The organism is Streptomyces fumanus (assembly GCF_014655295.1).
GTDB lineage: Bacteria > Actinomycetota > Actinomycetes > Streptomycetales > Streptomycetaceae > Streptomyces > Streptomyces fumanus.
The window spans coordinates 397,950-411,275 of the sequence record NZ_BNBI01000001.1 but is presented as its reverse complement, the minus strand read 5'-3'; the positions used below and the strand labels follow the sequence as shown (position 1 = coordinate 411,275).

Below are 13,326 nucleotides of genomic sequence, written 5' to 3'. Positions count from 1 at the left end.
TGTGCGGGTCTTGTCCCGTCCTTGGCGCCCCCGAAGCACCGCCCAGCCTAGGCGGAGATACCGTGGACGGGCAGTACAGCGAAGGAGTCCGCCATGGAGCACGTCCCCCACCCCGCCTGGCTCGCCGAGGCCGTGACCGCCGCCGAGCAGCCGGGCTCGGGCAATCTGCTCCGGGTCGTCCTGGTCGTGATGGTGCTGGGCTCCGTGCTGACCGCGTGGTTCCTGCTACGGGGCTACAAGCGGAAGGACGACTGAGGCGGGCGGAAGGTTCCCCGGAACCCGGGGGCGTCCCCAACGGCGGAGTCGGCGTGATCACCCCAGGGACGCCCGCATACCATGAGCCGACGTCTTTATCCCGCCCACACCTGATAGGTCCTGCCGATGATGAGCATCCACAGCACCGCCGCCCAGTTGGTCACCCTCGCCGAGGGCGAGGGGCACGGGGGCAACCATCAGAGCCTGAGCCCCTTCCTGACCGGCGGCGCCGCCCTCGTCATCCTGCTGCTCCTGCTGTGGGTCACCACGCGCTTCAACCGCGACCGCTGACCCGCGTCCGGCGCCCGCGCGGGCGTCGAAGGGGGGAACTGGCGGCCGAGGCTCTCACGCCGGGCCGGTAGGGTCTGCACGCATGGGAGAGCAGGACATGCCTACCGGTCCGGCGCGCGACACGGAAGACGGCACGGTGAGCGGCGCACCGCACCGCCCGGCCCCCGGTCACGCCACCGGCCCCGGCAGCGGCAGGCGCCGTCTCGGCGTCATGGGCGGCACCTTCGACCCGATCCACCACGGACACCTGGTGGCGGCCAGCGAGGTCGCCGCGCAGTTCCGGCTGGACGAGGTGGTCTTCGTCCCCACCGGGCAGCCCTGGCAGAAGAGCCACCGCGCGGTCTCCGCGGCCGAGGACCGCTATCTGATGACGGTCATCGCCACCGCCGAGAACCCGCAGTTCTCGGTCAGCCGCATCGACATCGACCGCGGCGGCCCCACCTACACCGTGGACACCCTGCGCGACCTGCGCGCCCTCAACCCGGACACGGACCTGTTCTTCATCACCGGCGCCGACGCGCTCGCCCAGATCCTCACCTGGCGCGACAGCGACGAGCTGTTCTCCCTGGCACACTTCATCGGAGTCACCCGGCCCGGCCACACGCTGACGGACGCGGGACTGCCCAAGGGCGGCGTCTCGCTCGTCGAGGTGCCCGCCCTCGCCATCTCCTCCACCGACTGCCGTGCGAGAGTCGCCAAGGGCGACCCCGTCTGGTATCTGGTGCCGGACGGAGTCGTGCGCTACATCGACAAGCGCCAGTTGTACCGCGGCGACTGAGCCGAGAGGGGCCCCCACCGGTGAACGACCAGTACGACGCGGGATACGGCAGCGGTCACGACGGCCCGTACGAACTCGTCGGCTACGACGAGTACGGCCGGCCCGTCTACCGCCCGGCCCCGGCGCCGCCCGCCGCACCGCAGCAGCCGTACGACCCGTACGCACAGCAACAGCAGCAGCACCAGGGCTACGGCTACGACCCGTACGCCCAGCAGCAGCCGTACGCCCCCTACGCCACCCCGGACCCGGGACAGCAGTTGCCCGCCCCCGGCCACGACGGCTACGGCTACGACCCGTACACGCAGGCGGCGCCCGAGCCGGCCGGCTACGAGGACCCCTACGGCCGGGCCGGGGCCGCCGCGCAGCCCGCGGTCGCCGAGCAGACCGCCCGCATCCCGCACCAGGCGGGCCCGCCCGGGGAACCCCGGGAGAGCGGCGAACGGGACTACCGCACCGAGCAGTTCGCCTTCGTCGAGGAGCCGGACGGCGACTCGGAGGACGTCATCGACTGGATGAAGTTCACCGAGAACCGCACCGAGCGCCGCGAGGAGGCCCGGCGCCGCGCACGCGCGCGTGCCGTCGCCCTGGTCGTCGTCCTCGCCCTGGTGGCGGTCGGCGGCATCGGCTACCTCTGGTACGCCGGAAAGCTCCCCGGCCTGTCCTCCTCGGACTCAGAGGCGGGCGGTACGACGGCGGCGGGCGCCCAGAAACGCGATGTGATCGCCGTCCACCTGCACGACACCGACGGGGGCGAGACCTCCACGGCCCTGCTGGTGGACAACACCACCACCAAGCGGGGCACCACCGTGCTGGTGCCCAACGCCCTCGCGCTGACCGGCGACGACGGCAGCACCACCACGCTGGCCAAGTCGGTCGACGACGGCCCCGACGCCACCCAGGACGCGCTGGACTCCGCCCTCGGCACCGACATCGAGGGCACCTGGCGGCTGGACACCCCGTACCTGCAGAACCTCGTCGACCTGGTCGGGAACATCGAGGTCGACACCGACACCGACGTGCCTGACCCCGACGCCAAGGGCAAGGACGCCGCCACCCTGGTCCACCGGGGCGAGGACCGGACGCTCAGCGGCAAGATGGCCGTCGCCTACGCCACCTACCAGGGCTCCGGCGAGGCGCAGGACGCCCAGCTCCAGCGGTTCGGGCAGGTCATGCAGGCGGTGCTGCGCAAGCTCTCCTCCGACGCGCAGGCCGCGACCACCACCGTCCAGACGCTGGGCATGATCCTCGACCCGCCGCTGACCGACAAGGACCTCGGCTCCTTCCTCGCCGGGCTCGCCGACCGCGCCAAGGGCGGCGACTACACGACGACCCTGCTGCCCGTCCAGGACGACGGCACGCTCAGCGCCGAGACCGCCGACAGCGTCGTCAAGGACGTCCTCGGCGGCACCGCCAAGAGCCCCGGCAAGGACGCGGCGGTCAGTGTCTGGGTGCGCAACGCCACGGGTGACAAGGGCGACACCGCCAAGGCCCGGGTGGTCCTGCTCAACGGCGGCTTCACCTTCCTGGAGGGCGGCACCGCCGCCGCCACCGAGGCCGCCTCCGAGGTGCGCTACGCGGACGCCGCCGACCAGGAGCAGGCCACCGAGGTCGCCAAGACCCTCGGCCTGCCCACCGGCGCGGTCGCCAAGGGCGAGGTGCCCGCCAACGCGCGCGTGGCGGTCGTCCTCGGCCAGGACTACGAGCCGTCCTCCTGACCCCGAGGTGATCATCCGGGGCCCGGTCGGCGGTCATGAGACCCTTGGTGTCAAGTGACCGCCGACCGAAAGCCACGCAGTGACCGCGACCGACCGCTCTCTTGAACTGATCAACACCGCAGCCCAGGCGGCTGCCGACAAGCTCGCGCACGACATCATCGCCTACGACGTCAGCGACGTGCTGTCGATCACGGACGCCTTCCTGCTGGCCTCCGCCCCCAACGACCGCCAGGTCAAGTCGATCGTCGACGAGATCGAGGAACGGCTCAACAAGGAACTGGGCGCCAAGCCGGTGCGCCGCGAAGGCGACCGCGAGGCCCGCTGGGTGCTCCTGGACTACGTCGACATCGTCGTGCACGTCCAGCACAGCGAGGAGCGCGTCTTCTACGCCCTGGAGCGGCTGTGGAAGGACTGCCCCGAGCTGGACCTGCCGGCCGACGCCAAGGCCACCCGCGGCAAGGGCGAGGAGCACGCCCGGGCCCGCGCCGCCGAGGAGGCCGCGGAGCCGGACGGGGAGTGGCGATGAGCGCGACCGGTGAGGTGACCTCCGGCCGGACCGGCCGGGGCCGCCGCATCATCCTCTGGCGGCACGGCCAGACCTCCTGGAACGTGGAGCGCCGCTTCCAGGGCACCACGGACGTCGAGCTGACCGACACCGGCGTGGCCCAGGCCCGCCGGGCGGCCCGGCTGCTGGCGGCCTGCGAGCCCGACGCGATCATCGCCTCCGACCTGTCCCGCGCCGCGCGCACCGCGGCCGAGCTGGCCGCCCTCACCGGCCTGGAGGTGACCCTCGAAGAGGGCCTGCGGGAGACCTACGCGGGCGTCTGGCAGGGCCTGACCCACGAGGAGATCATCGCCAGGTACGGCGAGGAGTACGCCGCCTGGAAGCGCGGCGAGCCGATCCGCCGGGGCGGCGGCGAACTGGAGACCGAGGTCGCCGACCGCGCCGCCCCCGTGGTGCTGCGGCACGTGGAGAAGCTCCCGGAGGACGGCACCCTCGTCGTGGTCAGCCACGGCGGCACCATCCGCACCACCATCGGGCGCCTCCTCGGCCTGGACGCGGGCCACTGGGAGAGCCTGGGCGGCCTGACCAACTGCTGCTGGTCCGTGCTGGGCCAGGGCGCCCGCGGCTGGCGCCTGCTGGAGCACAACGCCGGCACCCTGCCCGAGCCGGTGCTCGGCGACGACGACTGAGACCCCGCCGGGACCCGGATTTCACTTTCCGGCAGGTCGCAGGCTAAAGTTCTTCTTGTTCGCCCCGCCGAGCGGGAAGAACACCGGCCAGGGGCTATAGCTCAGTTGGTAGAGCGCCTGCATGGCATGCAGGAGGTCAGGAGTTCAATTCTCCTTAGCTCCACTTGGTTCCACGGACGAATCCCGTCCCCTTCGGGGGGCGGGATTTTTTCGTCGGCCGCCGTTTGAGCGGTCGCGGCCCGGGCGGCGTATACCTGTGCGGAGGTCCGCCGGAACGCCGTGTCCGGACTGGTACTGATGCGTCGCTGACCGTGTTGGTCCGCTCGTGGCAGAATCAAACGACCGGAAGGGGGCGCGGCCCGACGGGAGGGAGTAGCGATGCCTGCGAGCATCCGCGAGGAGGTCGACGGCCTCCGCCGAGCGGTGACGGCACGGAACACGGCCACTCGTCTGCACTGCCCTTCCTGTGGTTCCGCGCACGTCGCCCAGGTCCTCGGGGACAACGGCGGCATCTCGTACGTGTGTACCGCCTGCGGCCATAGCTGGAGCTGACCCATGGGTGCACACAGGCGGAAGTGCGACTGGTGCGGCAGCGGCACCCCGATCGTCCGGGACATGGAACCGATCAATCCCGACTACCAGTACTGGTGCGAGGAGTGCGCGCGGGCGCTGATCATAAAAGGCGACCCGATCGAGACGTACCGCGAACTCGAAGGGGAGCCGATCTACGGCCGGCTGCTGGAGGAGCACTGCACCCTCAAGCGGTTCTACTCCTTCGTCACCGCGTGATCCGCAGGGCCGAAAAAACCGGCAAATCGGGCAGAGCGGAAACGATTTGGTGTTGGGCCCGGGGGACCGTGTAAAGTTGGCGTCGCCGCCGGGGAAACCGGCGGAAGCACCACAAGGGGCTATAGCTCAGTTGGTAGAGCGCCTGCATGGCATGCAGGAGGTCAGGAGTTCAATTCTCCTTAGCTCCACAGCAAAGGAAAGATCCCCCGGTCCGCAGGGACCGGGGGATCTTTCCGTTCCCGGGGGCGGTCCTCACCGCCCCAGCGCGCGCCGGCCGCGGCCCGGGGAGAGCACCGGCAGATCGCCCCGCGCGGGCGGCTGCGCCGCCCGGTTGTCCTCCTCGATGCGCAGGGCGAGCGCCGGGCAGCGCCGCACCGCACGCAGCGCCTTGGCCTCCGCGTACCGCGGCACCTCCGCCTGCGCCACCGTCGGGAAGCCGTCCGCGCCGAGCTGGAACACCTCCGGGAGGATGTCCGCGCACAGCCCGTGGCCCCGGCACAGCGTCCAGTCGACGTGGATCCGCTGCCGGCTGGGACCGCCCTCCCGCGCCGCGCCGCCGCCCGGGACGCCCGTCGGGGTCCCGCCCCCCTCGTACAGCGGCAGCACGCCCTGTACGGGCCGTCCGCAGCCGTTGCCGAGGACATGGGCGGCCAGGTCGTCGGTGAACGCCTTGACGGTCGACTCCAGGAACATCGCCGAGCCGTCCGGGTGCGAGCAGGCGCCGCGCCGCTTGACGTTCCGGGCGACCTGCTTGAGCGCCTCCAGGGCGGCCGGGCCCCCGCCGTTCAGAATGTCCGCCATGCCGCGTGCGGCGGCGGGCAGCCCCAGGTAGCAGGGGCCGCACTGGCCGGCGCTCTCCTCCGCCAGCCACTGCGCGACCCGCAGCGACTCGCCCAGCGGGCAGGTCTCCTGACCGATCGGCAGGATCGCCCCGGCGCCCAGCGAACCGCCCACCGCGTCCAGCGAGCCGCGGGAGACGACCGCCTCGCCGGCGGTGGCCGCGTCGAGCCACTTGCCGTGGTAGCCGCCGGTCAGCACGCCCTGCGGGACCGGCGGGGCGCCCGCCAACTGCAGGACGTAGCGCAGCGGCACACCCGTGGGGACCTCGATCACCATCGGGCGGGCCACCGCCCCGGAGACGGTGAGCAGGACGGTGCCCGGCTCGTCGTACAGCCCGGTGTTGCCGTAGCGCTCCGGGCCGATCCGGGCGGCGATCGCCAACTGGGCGAACGTCTCGGCGTTGGACAGCAGGGTGGGCGCGCCGCCCACGCCGCTGCGGGAGGCGCTGGTCTTGCGGCCGGGCGGGATCGCCGGGCCGCCGTCGATCGAGCGGATCAGCGAGGCCGCGGCGCCGGTGACCATGCGCACCGGGTTGCGCTGCACGCGGGCGCGCAGGGCGGACCGGCGGCCGTTGTTCAGGCCGCGTTCGGCGAGCGCGGCCTCCATGGAGCGCTGGGTGGACTCCCGGGTGACCCCGACGACCAGGGTGCGGGCGCCCAGGGCCTCGGCGCACAGCAGGGCGCCGTCCAGGATGAGGTGCGGGGCCCGGTTGATGAGCACCGTGTCCTTGCGGCAGGCCGGTTCGTCCTCGCTGCCGTTGACGACGACGACCGGGCGCACACCGCGCTTGATCGCCGACTCGGCGACCGCGCGCAGCTTCTTGTGGAAGGGGAAGCCCGCGCCGCCGCGGCCTCTGAGGGCGACGCGTTCGGCGAGCCGGGCGAGCTGCTCCCCGCCCATCGGTTCGAGCGGGCCGTGCACCTTGAGGTGCATCGGCAGGTCCAGTCGTTCGACAAGGTCGAAGCCCGACGTGAGCTGGGGAAGCCCGACCACGCGGACTTCGGGGACGTCGGGCAGGGCCTCGTTCACTCCAAGCCTCCGGAAGGCGTGTTCCACGGTGCGCGCGTGTCCGGCGCGCCGAAGTCGTACGGCGCACCGGGGATCGGTTCGGTGGCGGGACCGCCGAGGTACGTGTCGCCCGGGTAGTACGGGCGCGGGACCGGGTTCGTCTCACCCGTGTCGTACGGATCACTCGGTCCGTACCCGGCGGCGCCCGGACCGTCGGGGACCGGGACGGTGTGTCCGGTGTCGGTGAGCGGGTCGTACGCCGACGGGGGCGCCTCGCCGACCGGCGGCGGGGACGGCACCGGCCAGCCTCCGCCGTCGGCGCGGGGGACCGCCGGGGCGGGCGGCGCCGGGGCGGTGCCCGGGTCGGGCGCGGCGAAGGGGGCACGCGCGCGTGGCGGACCCGACACGGCACGGTAGGCGGCGGCGAAGCCGTCTCCCGGCCCGGCGGACGGGTAGCCCTCGGCCAGGGGCGTGCCGAGGGGCTCGTGGCCCGCCGCGTACGGCCGCTGCCGGGGTACGCCGGGGCCGCCGGGGCCCGGCGCGGCCGGGCGCCCGGCGGAGGTGTCCCGGTGTTCGTAGCCGGGCAGGGCGGCGGCGCGGGACCCGGGATCGGCCGGCTCCTCGGGGCCGGGGCGGGCCGGGCCGGCGAAGAGGGCGGCGACGCGGTCGGCGATCCGGCGCTTGACCGGCGCGGGGGCAGCGCGCAGCGCCAGCGCGGCCATCACCGCCAGCACCGACAGGCCGTACAGGGCCGTGAAGAGCGGCTTGGCGGCTCGACCCGCGTAGAGGCCGTGCAGCAGCGCGGCGCACCAGGCCGGGTAGGCGAGCATGTGCATCGCCCGCCAGCGGGCGGCGACGGGAGCGGGGGAGGCGAAGCGGTTGCGCAGGGCGCCGGTGACCCCGACGAAGATCATCAGCAGGGCGGCCAGCGTGCCGAGGCCGATCAGGAAGCCCCGGCCGCCGAACTGCTCGTCGTCGGTGGCGAGCAGTCCGAACGGGAGCACGGCGGCGATCCAGGTGGTGTGGTCCAGCGCCAGCTTCACCCCGATGTGCACCAGCAGGAAGGCGATCGAGGCGACGGCGGTGGTCCGGTGCACCGCCTGGGCCAGGATCCGCTGGCGGGCCACGAGCAGCACGCGGTCCTGGGCGACCAGTCCCCAGATCACCGAGCAGCTCAGGCAGACGAGCGAGAGGACGCCGGCGCCGAAATCGAGGAACTGCGCGAACGAGTCGTCCGCCGTGGTGGCGAGGTGTGGGTTCATGGGGGCACTCCGAGCGGTTCGGGGAAGCGGTCCCGGTGCCGCACTCTAGGTCGCGCCATACCCATGGGTACTGAGGTTTGAGTTATTGGGCTGTTATCAAATGACTATGCGGTTGTTGTGATGCGCCTTAGCGGCCGTTACGCGAAGTAACCTCTGGGGTCGGTCCAGTTTTCCTACTGTCGCTTCTGTCGCAGTTCGGGCTCCTGTGCATGCTCCTCGCGGGCCGCCAGGCGGCTGCGGTACCCTGACGCCATGCGTGCCGTACGCCTTCTGCTTAGCGAGCCGCGCTGATCAGTACCGACCACCGGCGCTCCGGTAGGTCGGCATCGGCGCGGCGTCCCCTCCTGTGCGAGGGGATTTTTCATTTCCGTCCGTGATGAAAGTCGCAGCCGCAGGCGAAGACGATCGATGGAGCTTTGAGGATCATGAGCGAGACGAACCCCGCTGCCACCGCCGAGGTGGCCGCGCCGCACCGCTACACGGCCGCCCTGGCGGCCGAGATCGAGGCACGCTGGCAGGACTTCTGGGACGCCGAGGGCACCTACGCGGCACCCAACCCGACCGGTGACCTGGCGGGCGACCCGGAGACGGTCGCCGAGCCCAAGATGTTCATCATGGACATGTTCCCGTACCCGTCCGGTGCGGGCCTGCACGTCGGCCACCCCCTGGGGTACATCGCCACCGACGTCTTCGCCCGCTTCCAGCGGATGACCGGGCACAACGTCCTGCACACCCTGGGCTTCGACGCCTTCGGCCTGCCCGCCGAGCAGTACGCCGTGCAGACCGGCACGCACCCGCGCGTGTCCACCGAGGCCAACATCCGGAACATGCAGAGCCAACTGCGGCGGCTGGGCCTGGGCCACGACAAGCGCCGGTCGTTCGCCACGATCGACCCGGACTACTACAAGTGGACCCAGTGGATCTTCCTGCAGATCTTCAACTCCTGGTACGACGAGTCGGCGCGCAAGGCCCGCCCGATCGCCGAACTGGTCGCCCAGTTCGAGTCCGGTGAGCGGGAGGTCCCCGGCGGCCGCGCCTGGAGCGAGCTGACCGCCGCCGAGCGCGCCGACGTGCTGGGCGAGTACCGCCTGGCGTACGCCTCCGACGCGCCGGTCAACTGGTGCCCCGGCCTGGGCACCGTGCTGGCCAACGAGGAGGTCACCGCCGACGGCCGCTCCGAGCGCGGCAACTTCCCGGTCTTCAAGGCCAAGCTGCGCCAGTGGAACATGCGGATCACCGCCTACGCGGACCGGCTGCTGGAGGACCTGGAGGGCCTGGACTGGCCCGAGGCCATCAAGCTGCAGCAGCGCAACTGGATCGGCCGCAGCGAGGGCGCCCGCATCGACTTCCCCGTCGACGGCGACCACATCACCGTCTTCACCACCCGCCAGGACACCCTGTTCGGCGCCACCTACATGGTGCTGGCCCCCGAACACCCCCTGGTGGAGAAGTTCGCGCCCGCCGCCTGGCCCGAGGGCACCCGCGAGGCGTGGACCGGCGGCCACGCCACCCCCGCCGAGGCCGTCGCCGCCTACCGCGCGCAGGCCGCCGCGAAGTCCGACGTCGAGCGGCAGGCCGAGGCCAAGGACAAGACCGGCGTCTTCACGGGCGTGTACGCCACCAACCCGGTCAACGGCGAGAAGATCCCGGTCTTCATCGCCGACTACGTCCTGATGGGCTACGGCACCGGCGCGATCATGGCCGTGCCCGCCCACGACAGCCGGGACTTCGCCTTCGCCCGCGCCTTCGAGCTGCCGATGCGCTGCGTCGTCGAGCCGACCGACGGCCGCGGCACCGACACCACCACCTGGGACGACGCCTTCGTCTCGTACGACGCGACGATCGTCAACTCGTCCGGCGCGGACATCTCCCTGGACGGCCTGGGCGTCACCGAGGCCAAGACGCGCGTCACCGAGTGGCTGGCCGCCGCGGGCATCGGCGAGGGCACCGTCAACTTCCGGCTGCGCGACTGGCTGTTCAGCCGCCAGCGCTACTGGGGCGAGCCCTTCCCGATCGTCTACGACGAGGAGGGCGTCGCCCACCCGCTGCCCGAGTCGATGCTGCCGCTGGAGCTGCCCGAGGTCGAGGACTACAGCCCCCGCACCTTCGACCCGGACGACGCCGACACCCAGCCCGAGACCCCGCTGTCGCGCAACGAGGACTGGGTCAACGTCACCCTGGACCTGGGCGACGGGCCGAAGAAGTACCGGCGCGAGACCAACACCATGCCCAACTGGGCCGGTTCCTGCTGGTACGAACTGCGCTACCTGGACCCGCACAACTCCGAGAAGCTGGTCGACCCGGAGATCGAGCGGTACTGGATGGGCCCGCGCGAGGACCGGCCGCACGGCGGCGTCGACCTGTACGTCGGCGGCGCCGAGCACGCCGTGCTGCACCTGCTGTACGCCCGCTTCTGGTCCAAGGTGCTGTACGACCTGGGGCACATCTCCTCGGCCGAGCCGTTCCACAAGCTGTACAACCAGGGCATGATCCAGGCGTACGTCTACCGGGACGCGCGCGGCATCGCGGTGCCGGCCGCCGAGGTGGAGGAGCGCGACGGCGCCTACTACTACCAGGGCGAGAAGGTCTCCCGGCTGCTGGGCAAGATGGGCAAGTCCCTGAAGAACGCGGTCACCCCGGACGAGATCTGCGCCGAGTACGGCGCCGACACGCTGCGCCTGTACGAGATGGCGATGGGCCCGCTGGACGTGTCCCGGCCGTGGGACACCCGCGCGGTGGTCGGCCAGTTCCGGCTGCTGCAGCGGCTGTGGCGCAATGTCGTCGACGAGAGCACCGGTGAGGTCACCGTCGTCGACACCGAGCCGGACGAGGAGACGCTGCGGGCGCTGCACAAGGCGATCGACGGCGTCCGCGGCGACCTGGCGGGCCTGCGCTTCAACACCGCCATCGCCAAGGTCACCGAGCTGAACAACCACCTGACCAAGACCGGCGGCCCGGTTCCCCGGTCGGTCGCCGAGGCCCTAGTGCTGATGGTCGCGCCGCTGGCCCCGCACATCGCCGAGGAGCTGTGGCGCAGGCTGGGCCACACCGACTCGGTCGTCCACCAGGACTTCCCGGTCGCCGACCCGGCCTACGTCGTGGACGAGACCGTCACCTGTGTGGTGCAGGTCAAGGGCAAGGTCAAGGCCCGCCTGGAGGTCTCCCCGGCCATCTCCGAGGAGGAGCTGGAGAAGGTGGCGCTGGCGGACGAGAAGGTCGTGGCCGCACTGGACGGGGCCGGCATCCGCAAGGTCATCGTGCGCGCGCCGAAGCTGGTGAACATCGTGCCGGCGTGAGCATGCCCCTCTCGGGGTGGTCCCCTACGGGCAGGTTCGGGGTTCTGCTGGAACTCCGGGCCTGCCCGCAGCGTTTACGGTGGAAGAGCGGCGCGGTGGGCAGCGCGCCGCGTCCGCAGGGCCCGAGGAGGAACACGTGGAAGCAGCGCTCGCAGTCGTCGCCCTCCTCTTCGTGCTGATGGTCGTCCTCGGCGCCTACGCCACCGTGAAGGCCGTCGGCGCCGCCAAGCGGGGCGTGGACCGCGGCATCACCCAGGCCCGCCGCACGGTCGAGGACCACACCCTGCGCGCCAAGTCCCTGGTACAGGTCGGCCCGGCGGGCGAACTGGCCCAGCTCCGGCTGACCCTGCGCTCGTCGATGCGGGCCACCCAGGACGCGCTGCGCGCGGGCGCGGCCGGTGACGAGTCCCTCAAGGAGTCCCTCGCCCTGTTCGAGCGGCTCAGCGCCCACGGTCACGAACTCGACGGCGAGCTGCGGCGCCTGGAGTCCGAGCCCGACCGCGCCACGCTCGCCGAGCGCCTCCCCGGGCTGCGGGAGCGCACCGAGCGCATCACTCAGGCGGCGGACTCCCTGCGCTGGGCGGCCCACGACCGGGCCCGCCGGTTCGCCGACGACGACCTGGACACCCTCAGCGCGCAGATCGACGTCGAGGCGGGCGCCCTGCGGCACTGGACCCGGACGGAGCCCTCCGCCCCGCCGCCCCCGTGGTCCGACGCCCCGGCCGCCGACGCCGGGAGCCCGGCCGACGGAGCGCGGCCGGCGCCCGGGGAGGCGGCGCGACCCGCCCTCGACCGGTCCGCACCGCGCCCGGCGTACCCCTGGCAGAAGAAGGCCCGCCCGGAGAGCACGACCTGACCGCGCGGGTGACCCGCGGGTGACGTGCGCGTGCCCCACCGGTGGCCGGGGCCGGACTGCCGCGCGGCCGCTACGGCAGGTAACCTCCAGCTCATGTCCCGCCATGTCGCGATCGTCACCGATTCAACGGCCTACCTGCCGGCCCGGACGATGGAGCGCCACGGCATCACCGCGGTACCGCTGACCGTCGTCCTCGGCGACCGGGCCCTGGAGGAGGGCACCGAGATCTCGACCCGTTCGCTGGCCCAGGCCCTGCAGAAGCGGCGCCCGGTCACCACCTCCCGGCCCAGCCCCGAGCTGTTCGCCCGGACCTACCGCGAGATCGCCGAGTCCGGCGCCACCGGCATCGTCTCCCTCCACCTCTCCGCCGAACTCTCCGGCACCTACGACGCGGCGGTCCTCGCCGCGCGCGAGGCACCGGTCCCGGTACGGGTCGTGGACACCGGCATGATCGCGATGGCCCTCGGCTTCTGCGCGCTGTCCGCGGCCGAGGCGGCGGAGGGCGGTGGCACGGTGGACGAGGCCGTCACCGCGGCGGAGAAACGGGCCGCGGGCACCTCCGCCTACTTCTACGTCGACACCCTCGACTACCTGCGGCGCGGCGGACGGATCGGGGCCGCGCAGGCGCTGCTCGGCTCCGCGCTCGCGGTCAAGCCCCTGCTGCAACTGGGCGGCGGCCGGATCGAGCCGCTGGAGAAGGTGCGCACCGCCTCCAAGGCGATCGCCCGCCTGGAGGAGATCGCCGCCGACCGGGCGGGCGCCGCACCGGTCGACATCGCCGTCCACCATCTCGCCGCTCCGGAACGGGCCTCGGCCCTCGCGGACCGGCTGCGCACCCGGGTGCCCGGGCTGGCCGACCTGCATGTGAGCGAGGTGGGGGCGGTGATCGGGGCGCATACGGGGCTCGGGTTGCTGGGGGTCGTGGTCTCGCCCCGATGAGGTGGGGGCTGGGGGATCGGATGGGTGCTGGTCGCTCGTGCGGGTGACGGAGTTGTCCACAACCACGGGGTAATCCCCGGAAATCGACCGTGATCAACGCGAA

12 protein-coding genes and 2 tRNA genes are annotated in these 13,326 nt (G+C 72.4%); 12 read left to right on the top strand and 2 right to left on the bottom strand.

Annotated elements, in window-relative coordinates:
- Positions 1-93 precede the first annotated feature (93 nt).
- The 9 genes from IE316_RS01790 to IE316_RS01750 all read left to right on the top strand — a co-directional run bounded on the left by IE316_RS01790 (position 94) and on the right by IE316_RS01750 (position 5,210).
- Positions 94-255 carry a hypothetical protein gene (locus IE316_RS01790; protein ID WP_190202280.1) on the top strand — a complete coding sequence of 54 codons (162 nt, stop codon included), beginning with the start codon at positions 94-96 and terminating at the stop codon, positions 253-255.
- 129 nt (positions 256-384) lie between these two features.
- Positions 385-546: a hypothetical protein gene (locus IE316_RS01785; RefSeq protein ID WP_190202279.1), complete on the top strand. Its 162-nt coding sequence runs from the start codon at positions 385-387 to the stop codon at positions 544-546.
- 82 nt (positions 547-628) lie between these two features.
- The gene (gene nadD / locus IE316_RS01780) at positions 629-1,324 is read left to right on the top strand and encodes a nicotinate-nucleotide adenylyltransferase (RefSeq protein WP_190202278.1); all 696 of its coding nucleotides are present in this window, start codon (positions 629-631) and stop codon (positions 1,322-1,324) included.
- 20 nt (positions 1,325-1,344) lie between these two features.
- Positions 1,345-3,039, top strand: a complete 1,695-nt coding sequence (locus IE316_RS01775; protein ID WP_190202277.1) for an LCP family protein — start codon at positions 1,345-1,347, stop codon at positions 3,037-3,039.
- Positions 3,040-3,118: 79 nt separating this feature from the next.
- Positions 3,119-3,565, top strand: coding sequence for a ribosome silencing factor (gene rsfS / locus IE316_RS01770; protein ID WP_190202276.1), 447 nt, complete (start codon positions 3,119-3,121; stop codon positions 3,563-3,565).
- Complete coding sequence (locus IE316_RS01765; RefSeq protein ID WP_190202275.1) at positions 3,562-4,233, top strand: histidine phosphatase family protein; 672 nt, start codon at positions 3,562-3,564, stop codon at positions 4,231-4,233. The genes rsfS and IE316_RS01765 overlap by 4 nt, the downstream gene beginning before the upstream one ends.
- A 90-nt stretch (positions 4,234-4,323) precedes the next feature.
- Positions 4,324-4,396 (top strand) — tRNA-Ala (locus IE316_RS01760).
- A gap of 392 nt (positions 4,397-4,788) precedes the next feature.
- Positions 4,789-5,022: a hypothetical protein gene (locus IE316_RS01755; protein WP_006136074.1), complete on the top strand. Its 234-nt coding sequence runs from the start codon at positions 4,789-4,791 to the stop codon at positions 5,020-5,022.
- 115 nt (positions 5,023-5,137) lie between these two features.
- Positions 5,138-5,210, top strand: a tRNA-Ala gene (locus tag IE316_RS01750).
- Between the two features lie 64 nt (positions 5,211-5,274).
- Here the strand turns inward: IE316_RS01750 and IE316_RS01745 are convergent.
- On the bottom strand, positions 5,275-6,891 hold the full coding sequence (locus IE316_RS01745) for an NADH-quinone oxidoreductase subunit NuoF family protein (RefSeq protein ID WP_190202274.1): 1,617 nt from the start codon (positions 6,889-6,891) through the stop codon (positions 5,275-5,277).
- A complete protein-coding gene (locus tag IE316_RS01740) occupies positions 6,888-8,132 on the bottom strand; it encodes a ferric reductase-like transmembrane domain-containing protein (protein ID WP_190202273.1) in 1,245 nt (414 codons plus the stop codon). Before IE316_RS01740 ends, IE316_RS01745 begins: the two co-directional genes overlap by 4 nt.
- 425 nt (positions 8,133-8,557) lie before the next feature.
- Between IE316_RS01740 and leuS the strand changes: the two genes are divergently transcribed.
- From leuS to IE316_RS01725, 3 genes are all read left to right on the top strand, one after another.
- Positions 8,558-11,428: a leucine--tRNA ligase gene (gene leuS / locus IE316_RS01735; RefSeq protein WP_190202272.1), complete on the top strand. Its 2,871-nt coding sequence runs from the start codon at positions 8,558-8,560 to the stop codon at positions 11,426-11,428.
- A gap of 136 nt (positions 11,429-11,564) precedes the next feature.
- On the top strand, positions 11,565-12,284 hold the full coding sequence (locus IE316_RS01730) for a hypothetical protein (RefSeq protein WP_190202271.1): 720 nt from the start codon (positions 11,565-11,567) through the stop codon (positions 12,282-12,284).
- A gap of 93 nt (positions 12,285-12,377) precedes the next feature.
- Positions 12,378-13,223: a DegV family protein gene (locus IE316_RS01725; RefSeq protein WP_190202270.1), complete on the top strand. Its 846-nt coding sequence runs from the start codon at positions 12,378-12,380 to the stop codon at positions 13,221-13,223.
- The last annotated feature ends 103 nt before the right edge of the window (positions 13,224-13,326 follow it).

What these genes read in the sequence shown, in the direction of transcription:
- IE316_RS01790 (WP_190202280.1), top strand. Translation starts at nt 94, where the DNA reads ATGGAGCACGTCCCCCACCCCGCCTGGCTCGCCGAGGCCGTGACCGCC.
- IE316_RS01785 (WP_190202279.1), top strand. Translation starts at nt 385, where the DNA reads ATGAGCATCCACAGCACCGCCGCCCAGTTGGTCACCCTCGCCGAGGGC.
- nadD (WP_190202278.1), top strand. Translation starts at nt 629, where the DNA reads ATGGGAGAGCAGGACATGCCTACCGGTCCGGCGCGCGACACGGAAGAC.
- IE316_RS01765 (WP_190202275.1), top strand. Translation starts at nt 3,562, where the DNA reads ATGAGCGCGACCGGTGAGGTGACCTCCGGCCGGACCGGCCGGGGCCGC.
- IE316_RS01755 (WP_006136074.1), top strand. Translation starts at nt 4,789, where the DNA reads ATGGGTGCACACAGGCGGAAGTGCGACTGGTGCGGCAGCGGCACCCCG.
- IE316_RS01740 (WP_190202273.1), bottom strand. Translation starts at nt 8,132, where the DNA reads ATGAACCCACACCTCGCCACCACGGCGGACGACTCGTTCGCGCAGTTC.
- leuS (WP_190202272.1), top strand. Translation starts at nt 8,558, where the DNA reads ATGAGCGAGACGAACCCCGCTGCCACCGCCGAGGTGGCCGCGCCGCAC.
- IE316_RS01725 (WP_190202270.1), top strand. Translation starts at nt 12,378, where the DNA reads ATGTCCCGCCATGTCGCGATCGTCACCGATTCAACGGCCTACCTGCCG.